Here is a 26,816-nt window from a genome sequence, read left to right as displayed (position 1 = left end):
GGTTTTATCTTTAAAATGGATCCGGGTATTTGCTGTATATTTTTTCTATATCATTTAAAACTTCTTCAGATAACTCTAAATCAACAGCTGCTATATTACTTTTTAATTGACTTAAAGATGAAGCACCTACTATTGAGCAACTTAAATACTCTCTTCTAAGCGTGAAAGCTATTGCCATCTGATAGAAATCTAAGTTATATTTTTTTGCAACAGCATGATACTCTTCGATTGCTTGATTACAAGTTGGGGTTATTCTCCATGAAAGTTCATACTCTATGCCATCTCTAATAGCTATGGCCAATCTTGATTTTGATGGGATCTTACCATCAAAATACTGTCCTGAAAGAACACCTTGACTAAGAGGAGACCAACCTAAATACGATAACTCTTCTAAAGCACATGACTCTAAAACATTTAGCTCATCTCTTCTTCTTGTTAGATTATATTCATTTTGAACACTTTGAATTCGTGGTAGATTATATTTTTCAGCTAAATGACAAAACTGACTAATACCCCAAGAAGAATCATTTGATAATCCGATGTGCTTTATTTTCCCAGCTTTTACTAAACTATCAAAAGTCTCTAACGTTTCGTGTATATTAGATAAAATATGCTCTTTCTTCTGATTACCAATAGCAGGAATAAAATCTCGACCATTAGCATGATGATGGTATGGCCTATTAGTTGGCCAATGCAATTGATATAAGTCTATATAGTCTGTGTTGAGACGTTTTAAGCTATTATCTACGGCTGTTAAAATAGTTTGTTTATTTATCTTTGGTTGCTCTTCACCTCTGGCCCATGTTAATGGAGAGATTTTTGTTGCCAACACAACTTCCTCTCTTTTAGCTCTTGAGGCAATCCAGTTACCAATTATTTCCTCTGTCTTGCCATATTTTTCAGCTATTTTTGGCACAGGATACATCTCTGCTGTATCCCAGAAATTTACACCTTTTTCTAAAGCACAATCCATTTGCTTAAAAGCCTCATCTTGGGTGTTTTGTTGTCCCCAAGTCATTGTACCTAAACAAATACGGCTTATATCTATATCTGTTTTTCCTAATTTTGTATATTTCATCATGTATCCTGAGTATTCTTTTTTGTTTTGACTTATATTATTTTACCATCTTATACGGGTCAACTACCCTTTCAAATTCATCTTTAGATAGATAATTTAAATCCCTATTAGCTTCAGCTAAAGATATATTATTTTTATCAGCATAATGGGCTAATTTAGAAGCCTTGTCATAACCTATTTCTGGACTTAAAGCTGTTACCAACATTAAAGAATTTCTCAAAAAAGAATCTATTTTTTCTTTGTTAGGCTCCATTCCTTTTAATAGAAATTTTGTAAAACTATCGCAACCATCTGACAGCATATTTATAGCTTGAATAATATTATAGATAATAAGTGGCTTATAAACATTCATTTCCAGATAACCTGAAGCTCCTCCCATAGCAACAGCTACATCATAACCGATGACTTGTACTGCTACCATGGTTAAAGCTTCGCATTGAGTTGGATTTACTTTACCTGGCATAATAGATGAACCCGGCTCATTTTCTGGTAACAATAATTCATGGAAACCTGCACGTGGCCCACAGCTGAGTAATCTAATATCGTTTGCTATTTTGAATAATGAATTTGCTAAGGTTTTTAGATTAGCCATAACAGCAACTAAAGCATCATGTGAGCCTTGTACTTCAAACTTATTGGCAGCTGAAATAAAAGGAAAACCCGTAATTTCTGCTATATGGGACGCTGCCTTATCACAAAAGTTTTTAGGTGTATTAATACCAGTACCAACAGCTGTTCCACCTAATGCTAATTGGTAAACTTCTTCAAGCGAGTCCTTTAACCTAGTAATATTTTTATTTAATAGTGCTGCATAACCTGAAAACTCTTGTCCTAAAGTTAAAGGCACTGCATCTTGCATGTGAGTTCTACCAATTTTAACGATATTGCTCCATTGTTGAGCTTTTTTATCTAACTCCTCATGCATACTTTCAAGCGCAGGCAGAAGTTTCTGTTTGATACCACACACTGTAGCAATATACATAGCTGTAGGAAAAGTATCATTAGATGATTGCGACATATTAACATCGTCGTTTGGATGAATTGGGTCTTTACCCCCTTTTTTTCCACCTAAAATTTCTATAGCTCTGTTAGATATAACTTCATTAACATTCATATTGGTTTGTGTTCCACTTCCTGTCATCCACACATGTAGGGGGAAATGTTCATCTAATTTACCTGAAGTTATTTCATCCGCTACTTTAACTATTACATCTTTTTTTGATTTAGACAAATACCCTAATTCATTGTTTGCTAAAGCTGATGCTTTTTTTACTATAGCTAAAGCTTTTACTACCTCTAAAGGCATTATGTCAGAACCAATATCAAAATATTTTAGCGATCTTTGTGTTTGAGCTCCCCAGTACTTATCATCAGGAACATTTATTTTGCCCATACTATCTGTTTCTATGCGCATATCATCTCCAGCTTTTAACCTTATAACTGATATTGTAACAAAGAACTAACTATAAAAAGAGCCGTGATCTAATAAGAGATTTGCTATGTGGTATGATCGTAAATTATGAAATAAGGGTCAGATAAGCTATGATGTTTTCGTATTCCTCTTGAAAAGCTAGCGTTTTTCAATAATATCTCTTCTTAATACATAATAATCAAATAGAGCAGCAAAAGCATGGATCGCAATAACCCATAGTCCAAAATACGCTAAAGTGTTATGTACATCTTTAATAGCAACTACATTTGCATGAGGCATTATATCTAAAATACTTGGTAACCCAAAAGGTATAATATAAGTTCCTTTTGCACTTATAATACACCAACCTAATATCGGCATAAAAATAAGCCAAGCATACAAAAATAGATGTATTAATTGAGAGATGAGCTTTTTTATCTTACTCTTTTTATGTCGGCTATAACTCATTCCTCCGTAAATTTGACGGAGAAAAAGCCTAACGATAGTTAAAAACAATACTATAAAACCTATATATAAATGTGATGATTTCATAACATCATGAAAAAGATTATGCTTGCCAAAAGAGCTTCTAAACTCAATAGAAATGAAAGCACAGACTATAAGTATAGCTGTAAGCCAGTGAATTAAGATCATTAGTCTTTTCATAGAAACCTATTAGGATAAAAAAAGTTTATTATATATTGATAAAATTAGAAATGAACTTTTTTATAGCTACTTTCGTTAAAAAGCACCAAATGCTGAATATAATGCTATATAAATAATAGATGTAACAGCCATACACGCTGGTATTGTCAAAAACCATGCTGTTGCCATTTTACGCACTACCTTCCAATTCACACCTGAATCAGCAAAACCTGCACCCATAATCGATCCTGAAGCAACCTGTGTTGTACTTACAGGTAGGCCAATATGAGAAGCACCCATCACTAATATACCCGAACTTAGCTCAGCAGATACTGCATTTACTGGCTCTAACTTTGATAGTTTAGAGCTTAAAGTTTTAATTATTTTTTTACCACCTGACAATGTACCAAGGCCCATTGCTGTACCACACAATAGTATAACCCAATCCGGAACATCTGTAGTCTGTACTAATCCAGCACTTAAAAGAGCCAAAGTAATTATCGACATGGTTTTTTGAGCATCATTTGAGCCGTGCGAGAAAGATAGTAGGCTTGTTGAAACTATTTGAAACTCTCTAATATATCTGTTTGTTGGCCGGATATTGTTTACTCTAACAAATATATTTATAAGAATAATACAAATAACCAAAGCTAAGAAAAATGCCATAACAGGCGAACTCACCATTGGTATAAGCACTTTATCAACGACTGTTACATAGTTTACATCTTGATAACTAGATCCAATAATCACAGCTCCTACCAATGAGCCTATTAACGCATGAGATGAACTTGAGGGAATACCAAAACTCCAAGTAAAGAAGTTCCAACTAATAGCCCCAAGTAAAGCAGATATAAGTACAATATCCGTTACAACCTGAGTATCAACAAGACCTTTACTAATAGTTGCAGCAACTGCTGTGCCAAAAAAAGCTCCTAAAAAGTTAAAAAAAGCTGCTAAACCTATCGCTTGATAAGGTGTAAGAGCTTTTGTCGCTATTGGTGTTGCAACAACATTTGCTGCATCATGAAAACCATTTGTGAACTCGAAAAATAATGCTACACAGATTATTACAATTAAAACCGTTGTTACCATAATAAGTAAATACCCTTACTAAACTTCTTTTACATGTATTCTTATTATTGACTCAGCTACTGAAGTACAAGTTGAAATAGCACTTTCTATAGCCTTATAAATATCCTTAACTTTCATAATAAACATTACATCGCCATCTTCAAAGTATGAAAACTTCTTCAAAGCATGCCCTAAATCTTCTAGAACATTCTCATCAAGAGCTGTTAACTTCATATTTAATGTTTTAAGTTCCTTATATTTACCTGCACAAAATGCTTTCATCATATCATCTAGAACTTTAGTCATTTTTCTAAGAGTCTCAACACAGTTTGATAAATACTTATTTACATCACCACGCTCTTCTTCTAGCAAAATCTGTATATATCTGTGAATTTTCACTATTCTCTTATTAAGTTTTAATAGAAGAGTGATGATATTGTGCAGCTCTACTCTATCTATAGGAGTTACGAAATATCTAGCTAACTCATGGTCCATTTTATTAGCTGCCTCTACAGTAACAGCTCTAGTTAGCCTTAGCTCTTCTATAAGCTCTGCTGAGGTTAATGTATCTGTTTCTTTTAATAACTGATCCAATATTCTTGCTGAATCTTCTACACTTTCTGTAGCTTCAATCATCAGTTCAAAAAATATTTTTTCATTACTAGGAATCAAAGACTTGACTAACTTTCGCAACATTTAGGATATCTCCAAATTAAGTTTTCTTTTTCACTAGAGTTTATAACAAGTAAAATAATTAAAAACAACCTAAATTTGACAAAAAAAATCATCTATAAAAAAGTATTGTTTTCATCAGAAAAAGGTATATCATTACTGCTCCAAAAAATCTATTGAACTAAATAATTTTCGGTATTTATTATTTATTTCTATAGCTTCATTAAAATCAATAAGCTTAAACCTAAAACTCTCACCCATAGCAAGCTGAGCCAACTTATTCATATCAGTCTCTATTACATTTAAAACCCTTGGATAACCGCCAATAGTCTGGCGATGTCTCATAAGTACTATAGGTCCGTTTGGAGAAAGCTGTACCGTGCCATCAGTTACTGGCTGAGATATCATTTCAATCTTTTTAACATCTAGCTTATCTCCTTCAAGTACTAAACCCATCTGACTTGAGTTTTGAGATATTTTCCAACTTTGATCAAAAAGACTCTCATCATTGAAGACATAATACTCTGGACCTTTAACAACTCTAATTTTTCTCTCTGAATATAAGTCAGTTATAAAACTTGTGATCAATGAAGATCTTTTTTTAGCAATATATTTACTTGTTGTAGCATTACTTTCCACAGCAAATATAATTGTTCTAAAACCACTTTTCTGTCCACCAAATGATATAGTTTGTCCTTCATTTAAACTATAAACTTTATCCTTTAATATAGGTTTATTCTCATCTATAAGTATTTGTTGATACCCTGCTCCACATATTATAAAAAGCATTGGTTTATTAGCGACTATTTTAGTTGGGTAAATCATTTCAATAGCTTGAAAACTCTCAGGGCTATCAAAAATATCAAAAGCAATATTAAAACTTAACTGATCTTGTGCTCCATTTGGAGATATTCCCTTATCTTGCTTTCCAAAATCTCGCTCAGCAACATCAAAATGTAACCCACCTGACACTGAAAACAATTTTTCTAACATAATTACCCTCTATAAGAATCTAAAGCTTGAGCTAACTCTAAAGCAATCGCACTATCTGAATGTATGCAAACGGTTTCAGAGTCAAATTCTTTTTTTTTCCCATCTATGTTTATATATCCATTTTTTAACTGATTGTATTGTTCAACAGATTCTGACACAGTCTCAATTTCATCATTTGCCATACCACGAGGAATTAATACCGGATTAGAATTTTCATCAAGCATATAGCCTCTTTCAACAAAACTTTCTTTTACTATTTTTATTCCTTTTGACCTTGCATATTTAGCCACAATACCAAAGGGGCTAGCTAGGAGTTCTTCTACATTGTTTTTCACACACCAAGCAACAAAAAGTTCTGATAATTTAGAATTTTTATTAAGTTCATTATTTAAGGCTCCATGTGGTTTAATTGCTTTTATACCTGTAAATAAAGCAAACTGCTCATCAAATGATTTTAAAAGTTTATCATCATCTATGCTAATAACCTTTCTACCAAAATTTTCTTTATCAGGATATGATATATGTGCTGTAACTTTGACACTATTTAACTTACATAACTCCACATAATAATCTACACTTTGTTGATCACCAGCATGACCGCCACAAGCTATATTAGCGATATCTATATATTTTATAAGCTGATCATCTATAGGATGTGCAACCCCTCTTTCACCAAGATCACAATTTACTAAAAGCATCACTTTCTCCTAAATCTAATTTTATCTCCAGCATTAAAGCTAGTAAAGTCATCAAAACCTGTATTACCTAAAATATTCCAACCGCTAGGGGTTTGTTCTGGAAAAATTGTAGTCTGTAAACCACCAATTCCTACAGAACCTTTTGCTATTCTATTACGAGGTGTTGCTAAGCGTTGTACACCAATACTTTCATCTAGTCCAAGAAGGTACGGTAAATATGGTTTAAACCCAAGCATTGCTATGGTATATACTGGTTTTGTATGGCGTACAATAACCTCATTTACACTCAGATTTAAAGTCTGTGCTACTGATTCCAAGTCTTCACCGTCATAATCCACCAAGATATCATGTGTTGTAGATACACTTCCAGCACTATAATCAACTTGTGAAATTTTATTAATTATAGCTTTTTCAAATATAGATAGGTCTAAGAAGTCTGTATGAAATGCAATACTATTATATGTTGGTACAATATCTAAGATATTATATTGACGACAAAAACTCTTATCAGCTAGAAATTGTCTGTATATTTTAATTATCTTGGAATTATCCTCAAAATCAAGCTTATCACTAATAGTGTAAATAAAGCATCGTTCACTTAAAAAGTAAGTCTTCATTTTATAGCTCTCACTTATAAAAACTTAAAGAAATAATAACCTGTATATGCTAGATTATAAAGTTTTATTTTTTTGAGGGTCAAGGAAGTATAAGGCGAATAATCCAACTAAAGCACTTACAGATATTACACCTACTGCAAAATAGTCAGAAAACTCATTTGCCAGATAGAAACACACAAACGGCAATAATCCACCAAATATTCCGAAACCAATATTATAAGCTAAAGCAAATGCTGTATAGCGAATCTCTTTTGGTAAGCATTCTGTGAAAAGAACCATGATATTACCGTAGAATATACCAAAAATAGCTCCCATAACTATGAAGAACAATATCAACAATTCACTATTCATTTTATATAGTTGATACATCGGTAATGATAGAACTAACATTAACATCAAGCCAAATGCTGTGATGCTTTTAATGCTGAAGTATTTTGTTAATCTAGCAGCTAGATTACAAGTTATGATAAATACAATTATGCTTATAGTTGTCAAAATTGCCACATTTACATCTGTATGACCTAAAACCTGCTTGATAATATTTGGTAAAATTGTAATTTGAAAATATGCTACAACTGCTCCAGGGAAACATAACAATAACATATATACAATGCTCTTATAGTTTTTCAAAACCATAGATCTAAGCTTTATATCACTTGTCACTGGCTTTTCTTCTTCATCTTTACCATGCTTGATAAAGAAAGACAATATTACAAGAATGATAGCTATTGCAAAAAGTATTCTCCATCCACCACTAGCCATTGATTCATCAGGTATAAAATACCTTATAAGCTGAAAACTAACGATCGCAAGCAATATACCACCAAATGCACTGGTAACAACACTTACGCCAGCCCTAGCTTTACCAAATATTGTATTTTCACCTTCAACAAGTATCACAACTGAACCACTATACTGACCACCTATAGCGATACCTTGCAGTATTCTAAAAGCAACTAAAATCAGTGGTGCAAATATACCAATGGTTGCATAAGATGGTAAAAGTGCCATACCTACGGTAGGAACCCCCATAAAGAATGCGGCTAAAGCTAGAGCAGTTGTTCTACTTTTTTTATCTCCTATATAGCCAAAGATTATCCCACCAATTGGACGTGCTAAAAATCCTGCTGCAAATGCACCAAACGCTGCTAAAAAGCTAGCAAAAGGGCTACTCAACTCAGGAAAGAATGTAGCTCCAATATATACCGCACAAAACGAGTAAACTGTGAACTCATACCACTCAGCTGAGCTTGCTAGTAAAACTAAAAATTTTTTCATAAGAACTCATTTATCAAATACTGTTTATACTATTTATAGTATAAAGTGATAAATAAATATAGTTATTTTTTAATTTTAGGGGGATTTTTTTAGAAAATTTTGAACTTAATTGTTCAATTAATATGGTTAAGATTAGCTATTAAGCCTATCTGGACGAAGAGATCATGCGACTTTATCTACTTGCCAAATTTCATCTCTCCCATTCGGTTTCTACTTGTCTCGCGTTTATGCCGCTTTTTTTAAGCTAGTTTTTACCGCATGAGCAGTTTTACTGTTTACAGTTCCTGTCATTGGGATAGTGCTAGTGATATTGATATCAATAACCTCTATCACATTTGCTAATTTTTTAACTATTTTCTCAATCTTTTCTTGTGTACCATGCACAACAAGGTTAAAGTGTGAAATACCTTTATTAGCTGTCTCAAAAACAGTTAATTGTTCTATATTAATACGATTACGAGATAAAACTGATGCAATTCTTTGTAGAACACATAGTGTATTCTCGGTATTAATAGTTATGAAATATATATTTTCTTGCATAGTTTTACTCCTCTATTCCAAGTTTAGTATTACTGATTGATTCACCTGCCGGCACCATCGGAAATACATTCTCTTGCTGCTCAACTTTTACCTCAAGTAAATATGAGTTTTTCGCAGCAAGAAGTTCATCAATTGCCTTGCCTAAATTTTCTCTTTTACTAACTTGCTGGGCATTAATATCATAAGCTTCGGCAAGTTTTATAAAATCAGGCGATGAAATTTCTGTGTGAGAATACCTGCTTTCGAAGAAAAGTTGTTGCCATTGACGCACCATACCCAAGAAACTATTATTTAGTATGATGATCTTTAAATTCAAGTTTTCTTGTCTTAAAACAGCTAATTCTTGTAAATTCATTTGAAAGCCACCATCACCAATTACAGCAATAACTTCTTTCTTATTTCCAACTCCAACTTTAGCTCCGATTGCTGCAGGCAAAGCAAAACCCATCGTGCCAAGTCCACCTGAGCTAATATGTGCATTCTTTGACATAAACTTATAATAACGTGCAGCTATCATTTGGTGTTGACCAACATCCGATACAATAGTAGCTTCGCCGTTAGTTTTTTCAGAAACTAAACTTATAACTTCAGCCATCTTAATATCACCAGATATAGGATTTGTTTCATCATCAATTACAGCTGCAACTTCCTTGCTATGTTCATCAGCAAACTCTTTGTGCCATGTTTCGTGGTTTTGCTCAGCTATATATGGAATTAATGCATCTATTGCTTCTTTTGCATCGGAATTTATACCCACATCAGCTTTAACATTTTTATCAATTTCAGAAGGATCTATTTCAATATGAATGATTTTAGCATTATTAAGGTACTCATCAAGCTTACCAGTAACTCTGTCATCAAATCTCATACCAACAGCTAAAACTACGTCTGCTTCATTACATAGTACATTAGCAGCATAATTTCCGTGCATTCCCAACATACCTTTATATAAGTCATGCTTATAAGGAAAAGAAGATAAGCCTAGTAAAGTACACACAACTGGAAGATTAGCTTTTTCAGCAAGTTTCAGTAATGAATCTTCAGCGCCAGAAAGCATAACTCCATGCCCTGCAAGAACAATTGGTCTTTTTGCGTTATTTATAAGCTCTGAAGCTCTAAGAATCTCATCCATATCAATCATAGGTTTGTGTAGCCACTTACCATTAATATTTCCTTGAGCTTGCTTATACTCCATAAGAGCTGTTTGAGCATCTTTAGTAATATCAATTAAAACTGGACCCGGTCTTCCACTCTTAGCTATTTCAAAGGCCTTTTTAAAAACCTCAGGTATTTCATTTGGATCTGTTATTTGATAGTTCCACTTCGTCGCAGCAACAGACATACCAATTATATCAGCCTCTTGAAAAGCATCTGTCCCTAAAAGAGATGAAAATACTTGTCCTGTTATACATACAACTGGGATAGAATCAATTTGTGCATCTGCAATCCCTGTTAAAAGGTTTGTCGCTCCAGGACCAGAAGTTGCTATTGCAACACCGACCTTTTGTGTGGCACGCGCATAGCCAACAGCTCCATGAATAGCTGCTTGTTCATGTCTAACTAAAATATGATGAAGATTATGACGCTCTTCATGTAAGGCGTCGTATGTGGGCATAATCGCACCACCTGGATAACCAAAAATGCAATCAACACCTTCAGTTTTAAGAGCTTTTACAATAGCTTGAGAGCCTGTTATTTTCATGCTTATAGTATGTCCCCCCTACTAAATCACTTTACTTCTCGAATCTTATATTAAATCATAATAAGTGAGTGTATCAAAGTAAAACTTGAACTTATATTTTTTAAAGCAGATTTATGAAACTTTTTTAAAGAGCTAATTGAAGCGATTATTGAGAATAATTTCGATAATAGTTATACCTATCTCTAATACAAATTACCGCACTTATCTCAAAAGAGTTTAAGCTTTTATATGTGATCAGACACTATGTATACGTTAAAGCATCTTTATAAGCTTCACCTTGCTTTATTTTTTCGAACACTTCCTTTATCTCCTGCGTTATTCCAAGATTATTCTGTGCTTTAATACTGTTATCATCAATTGTAGCCACAGGAGTTACTTCTGCAGCAGTCCCACAAAAGAAAACTTCATCAGCATTAATCAATTCCTCAACTTTGAAAAGACTCTCATTTACTTTATAACCCAAATCTTTAGCTATAGTTATTATAAGTTTTCTAGTTATACCATTTAGTATAGTGCCTAAAGGTGGTGTAGTAATCTCTTTATTTTTCACAAAAAAGACATTCATAGCAGCACCTTCAGCTACATTGCCATCTACATCAAGTAATAATGATTCATGATAGTGCGTATCTATAGTCTCTCGTGAAGCTAAAATACTATTTACATAATGACCGCCAATTTTAGCATCACAAACTGTTGATCTTGGGTGGATACGAATATACTTACTTACTTTAATATCTACAGAATCAGCATCCATATATTTGCCCATAGGCAAACAATAAATAGCAATATCAACCGGATGATCTTCTTTTGGTAAAACAGATACCGGACCCTCAGCATAATAAGCTAGTGGTCTTATATAACAGGCTTGATTACCACTTATTTTCACTATGTCTAAAACAGCTTGGCACAACTCTTCGAGAGAAAACTTTACCGGCATGCCTAAAGCATTCATTGAATACATAAACCTTTGCATATGTTCTTTTAATTTAAGTACTCCAACTCCGTTAGGAGTACTATAGGCTCTAATACCCTCAAACACAGAAGAACCATAATGCAAAGAATGGGTATTAATACCTACTTTAGCATCTTCATATGAAACTATTTTTCCATTTTTCCAAATCTTATCTATCACTTTTATAGTACCTTTTCACTTCAATCTAAATCTGTAACACAACCTGTTGACGCTGATGAAACAGTTTTAATATACTTTTTTAATGTTCCACGCGAAGCTTTTTGTGCTGGAGCAACCCATTTAGATTTTCTTTTAGAGATTTCTTCTTCACTCAAATCAACATTTATAATATTTTTAGTAGCATCAATAGTTATGTCATCACCATTTTGCAGCAAAGCGATCATTCCACCAACCTGTGCTTCCGGAGCTATATGACCTACGATAAAGCCATGTGAACCACCAGAGAATCTACCATCAGTAATTAAAGCAACATCTTGACCAAGTCCAGCTCCCATTATCAGAGAGGTTGGTTTAAGCATTTCTGGCATTCCAGGTCCTCCCTTAGGACCTTCATAGCGAATAACAATAACATCGCCTTTGGCTATTTTTCCAGCTTCAGTCGCAGCTATCATCTCTTCTTCAGAATCAAAGACATTTGCTTTGCCTTGAAATATTTCACCCTCTTTACCTGTAATCTTAGCTACAGAACCTTCCGGTGCTACATTGCCTTTAAGAATCTGTAAATGACCAGTTTTTTTAATTGGATTTTCAAAGCTTCGTATAATCTCATTATTTTCCGGTAATCCTGGTAACTCAGCTAAATTTTCAGCAAGTGTTTTTCCTGTTACTGTTAGGCATTCACCATGCAACATACCTTCTTCAAGAAGCATCTTCATAACTGCAGGGGTACCGCCTATAGCATGTAAATCTGCCATAACAAACTTACCACTTGGCTTGAAGTCAGCTAGTACAGGAGTTTTATCAGCAATCTCTTGGAAGTCATCTATCTTTAAGTCAACATCTAGAGAACTTGCTATGGCTAAAAGGTGTAGTACAGCATTAGTTGATCCACCCATTACAGTTATCAAAACCATAGCATTTTCAAACGCTTTACGTGTCATGATATCTTTAGGTCTAAGATCTAACTCAAGGAGGTTCTTAATAACCTCACCAGCTTTATCACACTCTTGAACTTTTTCTTTTGATGTAGCTGGTGTTGATGAACTATATGGCAAACTCATTCCTAACGCTTCAATAGCACACGCCATAGTGTTTGCAGTATACATACCACCACAAGCTCCTGCTCCTGGACATGCTTTTTTAATAGTTTCTTGACGCTCTTCTTCTGTGATACTACCAGATAAGCATGCTCCATAACTTTGGAAAGCAGTAACGATATCTATTGGTTTACCACGCATTATGCCAGCTTGAATTGTACCACCATATATAACAAATCCAGGTCTATTTAATCGTCCTAAAGCCATCATACAGCCAGGCATATTTTTATCACAACCAGGTATTGAAACTAAACCATCATACCAGTGGGCAGACATCACTGTTTCAATTGAATCTGCTATTAGATCTCTAGATTGAAGCGAATAACTCATGCCTGAAGTACCCATTGAAATACCATCACTAACACCGATAGTATTAAATCTCATGCCTTTTAGGTCCGCTTTCTCAACGCTATTTTTTACAAACTGAGCAATTTGATTTAAGTGCATGTTACATGTGTTTCCTTCATACCAAACACTAGCGATACCTACTTGAGGTTTATCCATATCTCGTTCAGTCATCCCGGTACCATAAAGCATTGCCTGAGAAGCACCTTGAGATTTTTCTTTAGTAAGTCTTTTACTGTATTTGTTTAAACTTTTATCTTCCATATTTCCTCTTATAATTTAGCTTTATACATAAGCGATATTGTATGCATCTATAAAGGCCTCAACCGATGCTTGTATAATATCTGGGGATACTGATTTACCAATACTTTTCACGCCACCTTTCTCAAGACTCATTTCAACATAAACTACAGCATCAGCACCCTGACCTCGTATTTTCACCTTATAGTCCGTTAAACTATAAACTATATCACTAGGGCAAGCTTTACATAATGCTTTTAAAACAGCATCTACAGGACCTACACCAGTACTTGACGCAAAATACAACTGATCTCTCACATTAACGGTAACTTCCGCCTTCGATTTCTGGTTATGCTCAACATTAACCTTGAAAGACTGGACATCCAATATATCTTGGCTAACAGCATCAGTCATTTCCGTAGCATCTTGGATAATATCTTGAATATCTGCCACATAAATAGATTTACCCTTAGCTAAAAACTTTTCGATAAGACTCTTTACCTTAGTAGTAAAGGTTTCATCATAGTTTGCTCCAAACATAGTTTCTAAAGCTTTTCTAACCTCTTCTATAGTAGGATAGGTTTCAAAAACGAGTTGGTTTTGATCAATGAATAACATCATTTTATTATCAAAGAAACGACTGTCATATAACTTATCAAAATCATTCTCTGTAGGATAAATAATAGGTGGTTGAATCGCTGACTTTAAAACCACACTAGGATCTTTTAGGCCCTCTCCTGAAAGCACACATACTACTTTTGACCCTTTCTGAAGCTTACCTTCACTATGTTTTTTTAGTAAATGAGCTACTGTAGATGCTGAAGCTAACTCAACAAAAAGTCCTTCTTTTGTAGATAGCATATATTGTGCTTCAAGCATTTTAATATCACTGATTGCACTCGCTTCACCACCAGTATTATAGATCGCTTCAATAGCCTTATCTCCATCTATAGGATAAGGTACAGCAATTGCTGTAGCTATAGTATTTGCAGATTTTAGCCCTTCTATTCTATTTTGATTTTTCTTATATGCTCTTGCTAAAGTATCAGCACCTGTTGATTGTACTCCAGTCAATTTAGGTATAGTATCAATAAAACCTAAATCTTTATACTCACTAAAACCTTTATAGTAAGCTGTCATATTTGTACCACATCCTATCGGAACTATAACTTCATCAGGTGTTTGGAACAATAGTTGATCAATTACTTCAAAAGCTGCTGTTTTTTGACCCTCAACTCTAAAAGCATAGTCACCTGCAAGGAAGAAATTTTTAGATTTAGCTATATCAAAAGCTAATTGAGCAGCATCATTATAAGTACCTTTTACTTGAACTATCTTACCTCCATATGACATAACTTGAGCTAGTTTTGACATCGAGACACCTTCAGGGACGATTATAAAACAAGGCATTTTAGCTGCAGCTGCATAACAAGCACAAGAAGCTGCCATATTACCTGTTGAGGCTAAGACGATACCTTTAGCCCCTAACTCTCTAGCTATAGTTATATCAATCGCAGAACCTCTATCTTTAAACGATCCTGTTGGATTTTTGCCTTCAACCTTGAAATAAAGATCAATACCGAGTTCTTTGCTTAAAGTCTTACTTTTAATAAGAGGAGTCGCCGTTTCTCTCAAAGACACGAAATCTGAAGGGTTTTTGATTGGCATAAAAGGAAGGTATTTAGACAAACAAGGTGATGCTTGAGTAAAGTAATCCTTATTGATTTTGTTTCGAACCATTTCCATATTCATTTGAATTTCCCAAGGACGATCTTCCCCAGCAAAAACAAAACTATCCGTAAAGACTTCTTCTTTAGTGTAAAAATCTATTATTTTATACATTATACCCCTATTCATGAAAGTAAAATTAATATAGCTTTTTTAAATATAATGTAGATATTAATCACATAGTCGTATTATATCTTATCCACTCAAATGCTATGTGTAAACTACATGCAAAGACATTTGCACACCCTTTTAAGTAAATAACCTCTAACTAATCGCAAAACCTGCGCACTTAGGTAAACATTATTAGCTCATATACACTTTTATTTTAAAGCTTTACGCATCTTTTAACAAGTACTTATGTGCTAGATATAGCAGTGTAAATAATAGTTTTTTTGAATGTTTAAGGAGTATTTTTAGATATTATTAGTATGTGGTGTAACTTATTTTAGTCTAACGACTAAAACATCCATGCTTGCTTCATGAAGTAAACTATTTGCTGTTGAGCCTAAGAAAAACCTTCCTAAAGCACTTCTTCTATGACTACCAACAACAACTAAATCGTTTTTATTTTCCTCAGCTTTTTCTAAAACACTTGTTGCTATACTACCAATAAGTACGGACTTATCACCATTAATACCATTCGCATCTGCAAACTTTTTAAGTGATTCTTCTACCTTATCAGTCTCGTATGTCATAAGAGAAATACTGTCATTAGGAATTACAAATGCTGTATCAAGTGTTGCATCATAAAGCTTTGCAATATCTACAGCTTTTGAAACAACATAACAAGAGTCATTTTCAAGATCTGTTGGTGCTAAAAGTTTCTGATAATTATGAGCTCGACTACCAGCACTTTCATCATCACTAACTCGCACAGTAAGTACATCGCATTTTGCCCTATGAAGTACAGCATTTGCTACTGAACCTAGAAGTAAATTTATACCATGAGTTGCATGAGAACCTAGCACAATTACATCACATGCGCTTTCTTCTGCATACGCTACAACCTCTGCTGCAGGATTACCAACAAGGACCTCATGTTCTACTTTAATACCCTTGATCTTATCAACAACTTTATCAAGCGCATCTTTGGCTTCTTTCTCAATTGAATGCTGAAAGTCTACAATTGATGGTGCAAATGGGGCAACACAATCAATTACTGTTACTACCTTTAAAACCTTTGCATTATTTTTTAGTGCGAAAGCAACAGCTGAATTTACTACTACATTAGTTTTTTCATATACATTTATAGCTAATAGTACTTTTTTATACGCCATCTCAAGACTCCTTTTTAGTTTTCCTACACTTTTCATTATATATAAACACTAAGAAAAAAACAGTTATTTAAAGAACTTTTAGTTAACTTTTATTTTGACTAACCATATCAAAATATTTAGATATTTCTATTGGTAATGACTTATTAAGCTTAAAAGTGAATTCCACCATTTTTATTGGAGAATTAATCTCTTTGACCTTGATACACTTATCAACTATACCTAAGAACATATAGTTATCATTTTTATCAACTCTTGCAAACACAAAGGTTACAAAATCAACCTTACTCAAACCATATTCTATACTATCATTTAAAGACTTATTTTTCTTTGAAAAAAATGTAAATGTGTCTGCAGAAATAAACTTATTATCAAACTGTGTGAATTTTTTACTCTCATCAAATGTCATATAAAGTAAAACTTTATTATCAAATGTTCGATAACCTGCTAAATTGACTCCACCATTTGTATAGTCTTGATTAAGAAGATGGGCAATATCCTTTTTTGAATACTTTTGATATAGTGCAATATTCTTTACTTTGTTTTGAGAATATTTCTTCTTACAAATAATTTTGTTGTACTCTAACAAGTCTTTTATTTGAGCTAATAAAAACTCATTTGCATGGATGGCTTTAGCAACTGTAAGTGTTACGCTAGTGTCATCAAACTTGATTAATGGCTGATATTCCACTCTACCTGCATTAACTGTAAATGTCCGCAATGACAGATGGTGCAACGCATTTACAAAACTTTTTCGCTTATAGTCTGTAATCTCGTTTTTAATATAACTTTGTAAATCACTCCTAGGTATAGATGAGTTTAAAAGAAGTTTTTCTAATATTAGAGTCTCATACAGCCTTTTTGCTGGGGTAAATTCTTTAGAGATAAATTTTAATATTTGGTACTCATTATTTATTAATGTAGCTATCGGCTCTTTAAATACTTGTAGAATATCCACATAAGTATCTTTTGCTTTGAGTATAACCTCTGGAGCTATAAAATTGTATTTCTCAAAATCAACTAATCGCGGAACTTTACCAAGCTCTTTTTTAAGCTGAATATAATCTTTTTTGATATTCTTTAACTGAGAAAAGTTTGTCTTTTGAATATTTCTATAGATTAGTTCTTTCGCGATATTTGTAAATGTAATTGTGCTTTTACCACTAATATAGTTATTAGGGGTAACTACAAATTTCTTTAGTTGATCTTTGTCATAACTATTATCACCACTTAGAGCTACAGGTATTAGGAAATTGTTTTCATAGTTGGCTATAAAGTCTAAAATCACGACAAACTTTTTATCACGATATTTTCTAAGCCCTCGACCAAGTTGCTGGATATAAACAATTGCACTTTGAGTTGGGCGTAAAAGTATAATTTGATTTAGACAAGGTATATCAACTCCTTCATTAAAAATATCAACCGTAACAATAACTTCTAAGCGTTTTGCTTCTAGCTCTTGGATAGCTATCCCCCTTATATGCTCTGGGTCTTGGCTAGTTAGAGCTTGTGCTTTTATACCTTTTTGACTTAGTAGGTTAGCAAGCTCTTTTGCTTCATTTACATTACTCACGAACATTAGGCTTGAGCGTTTTTCACCACTGAAACCATAAAATTTCATTTTCTCTATGATATGATCGACTCTTTCATCGCTAATTAGTCTACTAAAACCTTTTATAGGATGTTCTGAACTTGGTGGTGGAGTAAGACCCTGAAACAAGCTCAGGGATTTGGTATTATCTTTATTAGGTTGCTTACTCTCAAAATAAAAATCCTCTAGCGCAAAATAATGAAAAGGACAAAGTAAATCTTCTTCTAAAGCTTGGTGTAGACGAATTTCATAAGCAATATTATAATCAAAAAGTTTAAAAATATCAGCACTATCACTTCGTTCTGGTGTAGCTGTCATACCTAGTAAAAACTTGGGCTTAAAATACTCTAAAACTCTTTTATAGCTGTCAGCTTCAGCATGGTGAACTTCATCTATAATTATATAATCAAATTCATCTTGTTGAAACTTTACTAATACATCTGGTTTTTTAAGAGTTTGTATAGTTGCAAATAGATAGTCTGCATTAGATTTATCATTACCTGTATAAAGACCGATTGATTTGTCTTTAATAACCTTTACAAATGTTTCACTAGCTTTGATTGCGATATTTGTCCTATGAACAATAAAAAGACATCTTTTTGGAGCAACTTTTGCCACATCAAATGCACTCAAAAAAGTCTTACCTGTGCCCGTTGCACTAATTATAAGAGCTTTATCTTTACTCTCATTACGCAAAGTTTCAAGGCTATCTAATGCTTGCTGTTGTATAATGTTTGGCGTGATAGTTTTAGCTTGTTGATACAGCTCAAGGTTGGTTGTGTTTCTTATACTAAGGTAGTTTAGACGATATTGCTCAAGAATATCTCTACAATCAATAGCATCATCAAAAAGTCTATTAAACTCTGTGATCATCTCTTGGTGTACTAGCTCATCTGCTTTAGTATGAAACAAAATATTCCATTCGCTATTTACAGTAAGTGCCGACTGAGTAAGATTTGAGCTACCTACCATCATTTGCCAACTATCTGCTCTACGGAAAAAGAATCCTTTTGCATGGAAATTTTCACTTGCAAGAACTTTTAGCTCGATATTTTCAAACTCAAGAAGTTTATCTAATGCTTTCGGCTCTGTAAAATTTAAATAGCAACCCGTAAGGATTCGTCCATTTATACCTCTTAGATTAAGCTGGTGCAATGCCTCCAATATACAAACTACACCACTAAGTGTGATAAACGCTACACTTATAATAAATTCATCACACCCATCAAGTTGAGAATTTATCTCTGTGACTATCTTTTTGTTCTTAGAATTAATGAGAAATTTGTTATAGTTTTGATTCATTTTTAGATTTTAACTGGGACACTGGAGTCTAAGTTTGTAGTACTAGTTTTACCTTTTGTACCTTTACCCCAACAATATATATCACTCTCAGGTTTAGATACACCACAAACATAAGTTTTTGCCATACTTAATCTTGAGAACAACACATCTGTTTTAACTTTCTGAGGAGTATCAAACTTTCCTTTTTTACCATTACCGACTTCGCCATTACTACCATCTCCCCAGCAATAAGCATGTCCATCTAAATCAATTCCGCAAGTATAATGCGCTTTCGTATAAATTTTACTAAACTTAATATCTGAGGCAACTTTAAGAGGTTTTTTAATATTCTTCGACTTAGTTTCACTACCTAATTGTCCGCGTCTGTTACTACCCCAACAATAAGCTTCATTCTCACTATCCAAAGCACAGTTAAAATCATCCCCACTAGACACATCTTTCATCTGCTTTAAGCCACTATAGTTTTTGAGTATTTTTTGACTTATACCACTATTGGTCTCTTCAGCTTGGCGAATTTTATATTTCCAACATCTTACTTGTCCTGCTACAGTATATTCACAGTTATAATCACTACCCTTACTTATATCGAACTTATCTCCATACATTTCTACCTTAGCATCTTTACGAAATGAGCTATTTTTGTAAGCAAAGTTACTATCTGTAGATTGATTATAATCATCAAAAACGCTTTCGGCATGTGTGTAGTTTGCATAGATGTTAAAAGCAGATAGTATAAGAGCAAATATTAATATTATTTTTTTCATATCTAATATTGAGTTAAATTACTATCTTAATGGTAAGCAATATCACTTTAAAAAGCTAGTTAAATAAGGTTGTTTCTTCCTGTATTTAATGAAAAAATGATACTAGAAAGGAGAATTTAACCAAATTGTATAAATAAGTAGAGGTATTTTATGAGCAGTAATATAGACCTTAATTTAAAAGAGCTTAAAATATCGACTCATCAAGGCAATACGAAACCTTTATAGCAGCGCTAAAGCAGTTTAATGATATAGCTGAAATTCAAGATTTAAAACAAATAGCAAGAAATAAAATCTCTAAAGATTCTAAAAAGTATTAGATGCTGGTTGTGGCCCTGGCTTAGAAACAATCTCAATTGCTAAAAACTTTAAAAATACTGAATGTACAGGCATTGATCTTAGCAAAGACTTTATAACTACAGCCTTAAAACAAGCAAAAGAGTTTGGTATCAAAAACTGTACTTTTAAAGATATGAATATTGAAAACTTATCTTTTGATGATAATTCTTTTGACTTCACTCGTGCTGAAAGAGTGCTACTTTATGCGCCCAACCCTATAATAGCCATAAAAGAACTTTTTCGCGTAACAAAGAAAAATAGCTATATTTGTATTATTGAGCCAGACTGGGAAACAAACACAACAAATGTAAATAATAGAGAGTTAGTAAGAAAAATCATAAATCATGATTGTGATAATAATATTAAGAATGGTTTGGTTGGTAGAGAGCTCCCATCCATATTAAAAAACTTAAACATCAACTACTCTATAGATTCTCGAGTTGCTCGGTTACCCCAACAATTAGCTTTGAACTTCTACTTAGGGGTGGCTAAATCTGCTTTTGAAAATAATACTATTTCAGAACATTTAACATGGATAAAAGAGATTACCGAGCTGTTTGATGCTAAAAGGTTATTTTGCACTATTTCATATTTTTTATTTATCTGTGATAACATAAGTTTTTCTGAAGTTTAAAGAAAGAACTTCTGCTCCCATTTACGCAAAAAGCTAAAGAACTTTTCACTAGTAGTATAATTATCATAATCAACAAATGGCTTTGTAATTAGTATAGGGTAGCACCCTGCTATGATGCAGGCTAAACATCCTGTAAGTAGCCTATCATCAACGAGTACAACATCTTGAGGTTTACAACCTACAGCAGCAATAACAGCTTGTAAACCATCTGGATACGGCTTTTTAGCTACTCCTGATATAAATTTAATCTGAGGATAATACTTTTGGAAATACTCTAACCTTATTTGTGTAGGATTATTTGAAAGTATAAAGACATTCTCTTGACCAAACTCTTTTGCAAAATTATCTAACCATATTTTTACACCTGCATCTAGCTCTGGCTTACCATGAGCGGCTAGCACACCATCAAAGTCTAAGGCTACAATCTTGATATTATTTTTTTGTAAAAACTCTACATTTAGCTCTGTAACACTTTGCATGCAATGATCACCTGCAATAGCTGATATTTGCTTTTTGTGTTTAAGCATTTGTTTGGTTGTGTATATAATTCTTTGGAACATTTTTATATTTCTCCGTAAATATTAAGAAAACAGAGACTCCGCTCAGCCATTTTATTATTTTACTTATTATCCCTTATCTCTAACGCTAAGTTATAAATCTCGTTCTTTTTGCCTTTAGTAAGCTTTGTAGCAAGCTTTACTGCTTTCTTAAGTGGTAGGTCTTCGAGCAAATCTTTTAGCAAATCTTTTAAATCAATAGCCACTGATGTTTTGTCATCATTATTACCATTACAATCTATAAGTACTACAAATTCACCACGCACAGTATCTGGATTATCTATAAAAAACTGTGAGACCTCATTTGGTTTACCACTTACAAACTTTTCAAACTGCTTCGTGATTTCTTTTGCTACCACTATGTTATTCACAGGTAAAAGCTCAACTAAATCTGCTAACAAATAACTAACTCTATGCACAGATTCATACACAACCACAGTCGAATTTAGCTTACTAAAAGCTAAAATTTGCTCTTGTCTTTTGGTCTTCTTAGCTGCCAAAAAACCTCTAAAAGTAAAATTATCAGAAGGAAGTCCCGCTACTGATAAAGCTGTAATAACTGCACTTACCCCAGGTATTGGCACTATATTAAAGTCTTCTTTTCGCAAAGCATTTACAATCTTGTAACCTGGATCTGAGATAAGTGGAGTACCTGCATCACTAACAAGTGCAACACTTTGAGCACTATCCAAAAGCTCTTTAACCTGCTCTATGCGTTCACTTTCATTAAAATCATGGCACGATATAAGTTTTTGTGTTGTACGAATATTTAGGTTTGCTAAAAGCTTACCTGTTTCTCGAGTATCTTCGGCTAATATTACATCTACACCTTTGAGAATCTCTAAAGCTCTAAGTGTTATATCTTCTAGATTTCCAATTGGTGTAGCTACTACATATAATGTAGACTTTTCTATTTTAGTCATTAAGCATCTCTACTATATTTGTTACATCTCCAGCACCTTGGATTAGCACTACAGTCTCTTCATCTATATTTTGCTCTAGCTGATATATAGCCTCATCAAAACTCTCTACTAAATTACAGTTGGTAAGATTTCTTGCTATGGCTTGACTTGTTGCACCTTCGATAATCTCTTCTCCTGCTGAATATGTCGGCAATAAAATAAGTTTATCTGCTATAGCTAAAGCTTGCACCCAATCAGGGAATAAGTCCCTATTACGACTATAACGATGTGGTTGAAATATATGTATTATCTTCTTATTAGGGTATTTATCCTTCACAGCACTTAGGCAGTTAACAACCTCTACAGGATGATGTCCATAGTCATCAACCACTTGCACCCTATGGTTTAGCAGCATTTTTGTATAAATATCAAATCTTCTAGCTACACCTTCCACATCACGAAGCACACCCTTTATAGGTTGATAGTTAAACCCTAAATCAAGGCAGTTTACTATACATGCTGTTATATTTAACACATTGTATTTACCAGGTAGTTTTGTTGTAAATGCAAGTTCTTCAGCATTATAAACTATCGTAAATTCAGTTTGCTTTTCATTTGTGTTATAATCAGTAATCCTTACATCTGCATCTATATCAAAGCCATAAGTAACCACTATTTTGTTACTTAAATCATTTCTTGCTAGCAAATCTTGGCAACCCTCGTCATCAAGACAAATATAAGCTTTTTTCACACTTGGCTTACTTAGAAAAGTATAAAAATTCTCAATAAGATTATCATAACAATCTTTATATGTACCCATGTGGTCAAGGTCTATATTTGTAACTATCGCAGTACAAGGATTTAATTGTAAAAATGACGCATCACTTTCATCGGCTTCTATAACTAATCTGCCTGTACCATTTACCTCGATGTTTGAATTAGTATGCTTAACTAAGCCCCCAACAACAAAGCTGCTTAATGGATCAAGCTTTGAAAGTAAAGTTGCTAATACACTTGAAGTAGTAGTCTTACCGTGAGTACCTGTAACAGCAATACTTTGACTAAAATCTCGCATCAAAATAGCTAAAAAAGATGCTCTTTGTAAACATTGAACTTGCAACTGGCGCCCGGTTGATAAGAGTGGATGACTATCAGGTATCGCACTTGAATAAACTATCATACTATAATTAGCTACATCAACTTCACTAGGACTAGAGAAAATATCTATATTTAAAGATTCAAGCCTAGCAGTAAGTTTATTTGGCTTACTATCATATCCTGCAACTATAGCTCCTAGCTTTTTAGCAGCTATTGCAAGTGCAGACACTCCAATACCTCCTACACCTAAAAATAATATCCGCTTGTTCAATATAATCCTAAAAGCTAATTAAGCATAGTGGTTAAGAATACTTATATTTTACCATATTCGTTTGAGGTAGTGAAAATTTGTAATTTATCTACAGATATAAAAAAAGCCTATGAAATAATAGGCTTTTAAAGGTTTTAGAACCTGCTTATAATAATAAGCAGTATTTTAAATTTAGAAGTTAATTACTTAATATTATTAATATTTTGGTAAATTGTACCTTCTAAAGCAAGTAATACTTTTTGCTTAGTTGCTTCATCTACAGGATTACCACTTTCTTTAGCAATTGTATTAGAGTAATAATTTACCGCAGTCATCATAGCTTGTGCTACCTTAGTTTTACTAGTACTTACAGCATTATAATCACACACTTGGTTACCAACAATTAAGTCTTTAGATTCATTCACTTCTTTGTAGATACTATTATTAGCAATTGCATCAGCAACTGGTTCAGCTATAACATCAGTAATATCAACTATAAAATTGAATTTATCATCTACTCGGAAAGAACCCGTATCACCAACAATTGTAGCTATAACTGTAGCTCCCATCTGACCTATGCTATCTTTTAGGTTTGCAATTACATATTCATTATCTATGCCTATAACATTGAAAACATCTTCAAACACATCTGCTATTTCTTCTTTATCCTGTAGCTTAGCTATAGTTTCAACAGCTTTTTGAACAGCTTCATTGCTAGCTATCTTAGTAGCGTTTATAGCACAGTAAGTATTAAGATTAGTACTTCCATTTACTAGATTAAATATTTGATTTTCACTATTACCTAAAGTGGTTACTGTATACGCTAATTCATTTGCATTTGAGTATTCTTTAATAGCCTGTGTTACATCTGTATTATTAACTTTAGCTACAGCTTCAATAGTTGCATAATTAGTTAATTCATTAAATGCACCTGTTTCTTTAGATATATCTGCAGTACCATTCCATACAGCAATTCTAGAATCCCAGAATTTATGTATGTTAGTCGTATAGCCTACATAGTTAAATGATTTAGCAGCGCTCCAAGCATCCCCTAATACAGCAATAGATGGTTTAAGCAAAGTTTCATTATATTCTTTAGATCCTTTTACTGTATCATTTTTGATTCCATTAGCTAATTCTAATTGAGTTTTATAAAAACCATCATTATCATATTTATCTAATTCATTAAGAGATTTTTCAGCAGCTTTCACTCTACCTCTTTGCTTTTCAAGCTCAACCTTAGCACTTATTTCCTCTTTAAATGCTTTTACTTTAGACCAACCTTTAGCATCTCTTGCTGCTTGCTTTTTCTCAGCATATTTGTCTTTTTTACGCTCTTTCTTTTCAATAGCAAACTCTTTGTACTTTTCTGCTTTTGTTTTTAAGCCAGCTGTTTTATCTGCAATAAAGCTATTTACTAAATGTCCTTGAACATTTTTGTCATTCATAATGTTATCTACTAAAGTAGAACTTCTATAAACAATTGAATCATCACTAGTTTTAGCATTCTCAATACTAGTTTTTGAGTAATTAGTAATCGCAGTATTTACTTCTGCACCAGTCGTACCAGCAAAAGAAGCTGTTGCAACTAATGAACCTAATAAAGCTATTGTAAGTTGAGTTTTTTTCATTTTATATTTCCTTTTTAATAAATTTAAGTTTTTTTATCTTAAACATTTTCCACAAATATTTACATTTAAGTATATTGTTAATTAAAAATAAGTCAACAAATTATTCCTATCATTAATATTCATTAGTAATAAATTCAAACAATTCGACAAAATAATCTCTATTTAAATGTTTTGACGATAAGATGCATCGTAATGACCTTGAGATATAGGTCTAAAAATTAAGGGAAGTATGTGTAGAGTATTCTTATAAGAAATAGACTTTAAATAAAACTAGAATAAATTAATAAGCTATATTTCTCCAGCACTTGAAAACAGCCTTACTTAACTCTTCTAACATTCCTTTTCCATCAGATGACGTTATATTGTTTTGACCACACCAGTTAGTGAATACTGTACCATCTTGTGCATACATAAGATCATAACCAAAAGCTTGAGAAGTAAAATTATTCGTTGATAATGGCAACATCTTGTTAGATATACTCGATGACGTTGAGTTTATAACTATGTCGTAACAACCTTTAATGTTTTCATAATCCTCTATCGTAATATCATATTTACTTTGAAATAATTTTTTAATAGCATCAGCTTTTGCTTTAGTTCTATTTGCTATACTTAATAAACTTGGATTTTCTTTAATAATTGCAGCAACTACAGCTTTTGCGGCTCCACCTGCACCTACTATGAGCACTTTTTTATTTAAAAATGCTTTTTTATGGTTATTTTTTATATCATTAACAATACCTAAACCATCATAGTTAAGTGCTTTCATTTGTCTATCTTCTGTGAAGATAACATTACTAGCTGCTTTTACATCTTGAGCTATATCATCAGCACTATCAGCTAACTCAAACACTCTTTCTTTATGTGGTACTGTTACACTTAAACCTTTAATTTGTGGGTCAGCTTTGAATTCTGCTATTTTGTTCTCTAAATCTTCTGGTCTGATTTCTACTGCTGTAAATAACATTTTTTGATTATGTTCTTTAGCTAGTTGCATCTGGATTTTAGGCGAAAGGCTATGCTTTACAGGATAACCAATTACATGATAAATATCTTTCATTTTTTAGGTTTACTCTTTTTGTTAAAAGGTTGTAACTAAGATTATAAAGACTACTAAGTTAATCTAGCAAATCATTTTTTTAGAGAATAGTAGTTGCCTTTAATTACTTCGAAGCAAAGGTTTGATTTTTTTGCATAAATATATGTAATTAATGAAAGTACCACCAAGCT

22 protein-coding genes and 2 pseudogenes are annotated in these 26,816 nt (G+C 33.0%); 1 reads left to right on the top strand and 23 read right to left on the bottom strand.

Features of this window, described 5'->3' with window-relative positions:
- Positions 1–10: 10 nt before the first annotated feature.
- The 18 genes and pseudogenes from CDH04_RS00170 to CDH04_RS00090 all read right to left on the bottom strand — a co-directional run bounded on the left by CDH04_RS00170 (position 11) and on the right by CDH04_RS00090 (position 20,178).
- Positions 11–1,078, bottom strand: a complete 1,068-nt coding sequence (locus CDH04_RS00170) for an aldo/keto reductase (protein WP_112869107.1) — start codon at positions 1,076–1,078, stop codon at positions 11–13.
- A gap of 37 nt (positions 1,079–1,115) precedes the next feature.
- Positions 1,116–2,492: a class II fumarate hydratase gene (gene fumC / locus CDH04_RS00165; RefSeq protein ID WP_112869106.1), complete on the bottom strand. Its 1,377-nt coding sequence runs from the start codon at positions 2,490–2,492 to the stop codon at positions 1,116–1,118.
- A 156-nt stretch (positions 2,493–2,648) separates the two neighbouring features.
- Positions 2,649–3,155 (bottom strand): cytochrome b, encoded by a 507-nt coding sequence (locus tag CDH04_RS00160; RefSeq protein ID WP_234393459.1) that lies wholly within the window; start codon positions 3,153–3,155, stop codon positions 2,649–2,651.
- A 75-nt stretch (positions 3,156–3,230) separates the two neighbouring features.
- Positions 3,231–4,226, bottom strand: a complete 996-nt coding sequence (locus CDH04_RS00155; RefSeq protein WP_112869105.1) for an inorganic phosphate transporter — start codon at positions 4,224–4,226, stop codon at positions 3,231–3,233.
- Positions 4,227–4,244: 18 nt separating this feature from the next.
- Entirely contained in the window at positions 4,245–4,901 is a 657-nt protein-coding gene (locus tag CDH04_RS00150) for a PhoU family transcriptional regulator (protein WP_112869104.1), read from the bottom strand.
- Positions 4,902–5,033: 132 nt separating this feature from the next.
- Positions 5,034–5,870: a 5-oxoprolinase subunit C family protein gene (locus CDH04_RS00145; protein ID WP_112869103.1), complete on the bottom strand. Its 837-nt coding sequence runs from the start codon at positions 5,868–5,870 to the stop codon at positions 5,034–5,036.
- Between the two features lie 2 nt (positions 5,871–5,872).
- Entirely contained in the window at positions 5,873–6,568 is a 696-nt protein-coding gene (locus CDH04_RS00140; protein WP_112869102.1) for a 5-oxoprolinase subunit PxpA, read from the bottom strand.
- On the bottom strand, positions 6,568–7,185 hold the full coding sequence (locus CDH04_RS00135) for a 5-oxoprolinase subunit B family protein (RefSeq protein ID WP_112869101.1): 618 nt from the start codon (positions 7,183–7,185) through the stop codon (positions 6,568–6,570). Before CDH04_RS00135 ends, CDH04_RS00140 begins: the two co-directional genes overlap by 1 nt.
- A 54-nt stretch (positions 7,186–7,239) precedes the next feature.
- The gene (locus CDH04_RS00130) at positions 7,240–8,463 is read right to left on the bottom strand and encodes an MFS transporter (protein WP_112869100.1); all 1,224 of its coding nucleotides are present in this window, start codon (positions 8,461–8,463) and stop codon (positions 7,240–7,242) included.
- Between the two features lie 225 nt (positions 8,464–8,688).
- A complete protein-coding gene (locus CDH04_RS00125; RefSeq protein WP_112869099.1) occupies positions 8,689–9,003 on the bottom strand; it encodes an acetolactate synthase small subunit in 315 nt (104 codons plus the stop codon).
- A gap of 4 nt (positions 9,004–9,007) precedes the next feature.
- On the bottom strand, positions 9,008–10,705 hold the full coding sequence (ilvB, locus tag CDH04_RS00120) for a biosynthetic-type acetolactate synthase large subunit (RefSeq protein WP_112869098.1): 1,698 nt from the start codon (positions 10,703–10,705) through the stop codon (positions 9,008–9,010).
- Positions 10,706–10,946: 241 nt separating this feature from the next.
- On the bottom strand, positions 10,947–11,837 hold the full coding sequence (locus CDH04_RS00115; protein ID WP_112869097.1) for a branched-chain amino acid transaminase: 891 nt from the start codon (positions 11,835–11,837) through the stop codon (positions 10,947–10,949).
- A gap of 20 nt (positions 11,838–11,857) precedes the next feature.
- The gene (gene ilvD / locus CDH04_RS00110) at positions 11,858–13,543 is read right to left on the bottom strand and encodes a dihydroxy-acid dehydratase (RefSeq protein ID WP_112869096.1); all 1,686 of its coding nucleotides are present in this window, start codon (positions 13,541–13,543) and stop codon (positions 11,858–11,860) included.
- A 21-nt stretch (positions 13,544–13,564) separates the two neighbouring features.
- Positions 13,565–14,059, bottom strand: coding sequence for an alpha-isopropylmalate synthase regulatory domain-containing protein (locus CDH04_RS10100; protein WP_322619259.1), 495 nt, complete (start codon positions 14,057–14,059; stop codon positions 13,565–13,567).
- Between the two features lie 237 nt (positions 14,060–14,296).
- A pseudogene (gene thrC, locus CDH04_RS10095) lies at positions 14,297–15,187 on the bottom strand (threonine synthase); the annotation flags it as partial.
- Positions 15,188–15,687: 500 nt separating this feature from the next.
- Positions 15,688–16,524, bottom strand: coding sequence for a universal stress protein (locus tag CDH04_RS00100; RefSeq protein ID WP_112869094.1), 837 nt, complete (start codon positions 16,522–16,524; stop codon positions 15,688–15,690).
- Between the two features lie 82 nt (positions 16,525–16,606).
- Positions 16,607–19,414, bottom strand: coding sequence for a DUF3427 domain-containing protein (locus CDH04_RS00095; protein ID WP_112869093.1), 2,808 nt, complete (start codon positions 19,412–19,414; stop codon positions 16,607–16,609).
- A gap of 2 nt (positions 19,415–19,416) precedes the next feature.
- Positions 19,417–20,178, bottom strand: coding sequence for an RCC1 domain-containing protein (locus tag CDH04_RS00090; RefSeq protein ID WP_112869092.1), 762 nt, complete (start codon positions 20,176–20,178; stop codon positions 19,417–19,419).
- Positions 20,179–20,497: 319 nt separating this feature from the next.
- On the opposite strand from CDH04_RS00090, the pseudogene CDH04_RS00085 reads away from it, so the two are divergent.
- Positions 20,498–21,148, top strand: a pseudogene (locus tag CDH04_RS00085) (methyltransferase domain-containing protein); the annotation flags it as partial.
- Here CDH04_RS00085 and CDH04_RS00080 read toward each other — a convergent pair.
- The 5 genes from CDH04_RS00080 to CDH04_RS00060 form a co-directional block, all read right to left on the bottom strand.
- Positions 21,145–21,708 carry a YqeG family HAD IIIA-type phosphatase gene (locus CDH04_RS00080; RefSeq protein WP_112869090.1) on the bottom strand — a complete coding sequence of 188 codons (564 nt, stop codon included), beginning with the start codon at positions 21,706–21,708 and terminating at the stop codon, positions 21,145–21,147. The pseudogene CDH04_RS00085 and the gene CDH04_RS00080 sit on opposite strands and share 4 nt — an antisense overlap.
- Before the next feature lie 59 nt (positions 21,709–21,767).
- The gene (gene rsmI / locus CDH04_RS00075) at positions 21,768–22,628 is read right to left on the bottom strand and encodes a 16S rRNA (cytidine(1402)-2'-O)-methyltransferase (protein ID WP_112869089.1); all 861 of its coding nucleotides are present in this window, start codon (positions 22,626–22,628) and stop codon (positions 21,768–21,770) included.
- Complete coding sequence (gene murC, locus CDH04_RS00070; protein ID WP_112869088.1) at positions 22,621–23,976, bottom strand: UDP-N-acetylmuramate--L-alanine ligase; 1,356 nt, start codon at positions 23,974–23,976, stop codon at positions 22,621–22,623. Before murC ends, rsmI begins: the two co-directional genes overlap by 8 nt.
- Before the next feature lie 182 nt (positions 23,977–24,158).
- Positions 24,159–25,586, bottom strand: a complete 1,428-nt coding sequence (locus tag CDH04_RS00065) for a hypothetical protein (RefSeq protein WP_112869087.1) — start codon at positions 25,584–25,586, stop codon at positions 24,159–24,161.
- Between the two features lie 280 nt (positions 25,587–25,866).
- Entirely contained in the window at positions 25,867–26,646 is a 780-nt protein-coding gene (locus CDH04_RS00060; RefSeq protein ID WP_112869086.1) for a shikimate dehydrogenase, read from the bottom strand.
- Positions 26,647–26,816: the final 170 nt, after the last annotated feature.

Origin of the sequence: Francisella adeliensis, from assembly GCF_003290445.1 — a bacterium.
GTDB classification, from domain to species: domain Bacteria; phylum Pseudomonadota; class Gammaproteobacteria; order Francisellales; family Francisellaceae; genus Francisella; species Francisella adeliensis.
This window is presented reverse-complemented; position numbering and strand designations above follow the sequence as displayed.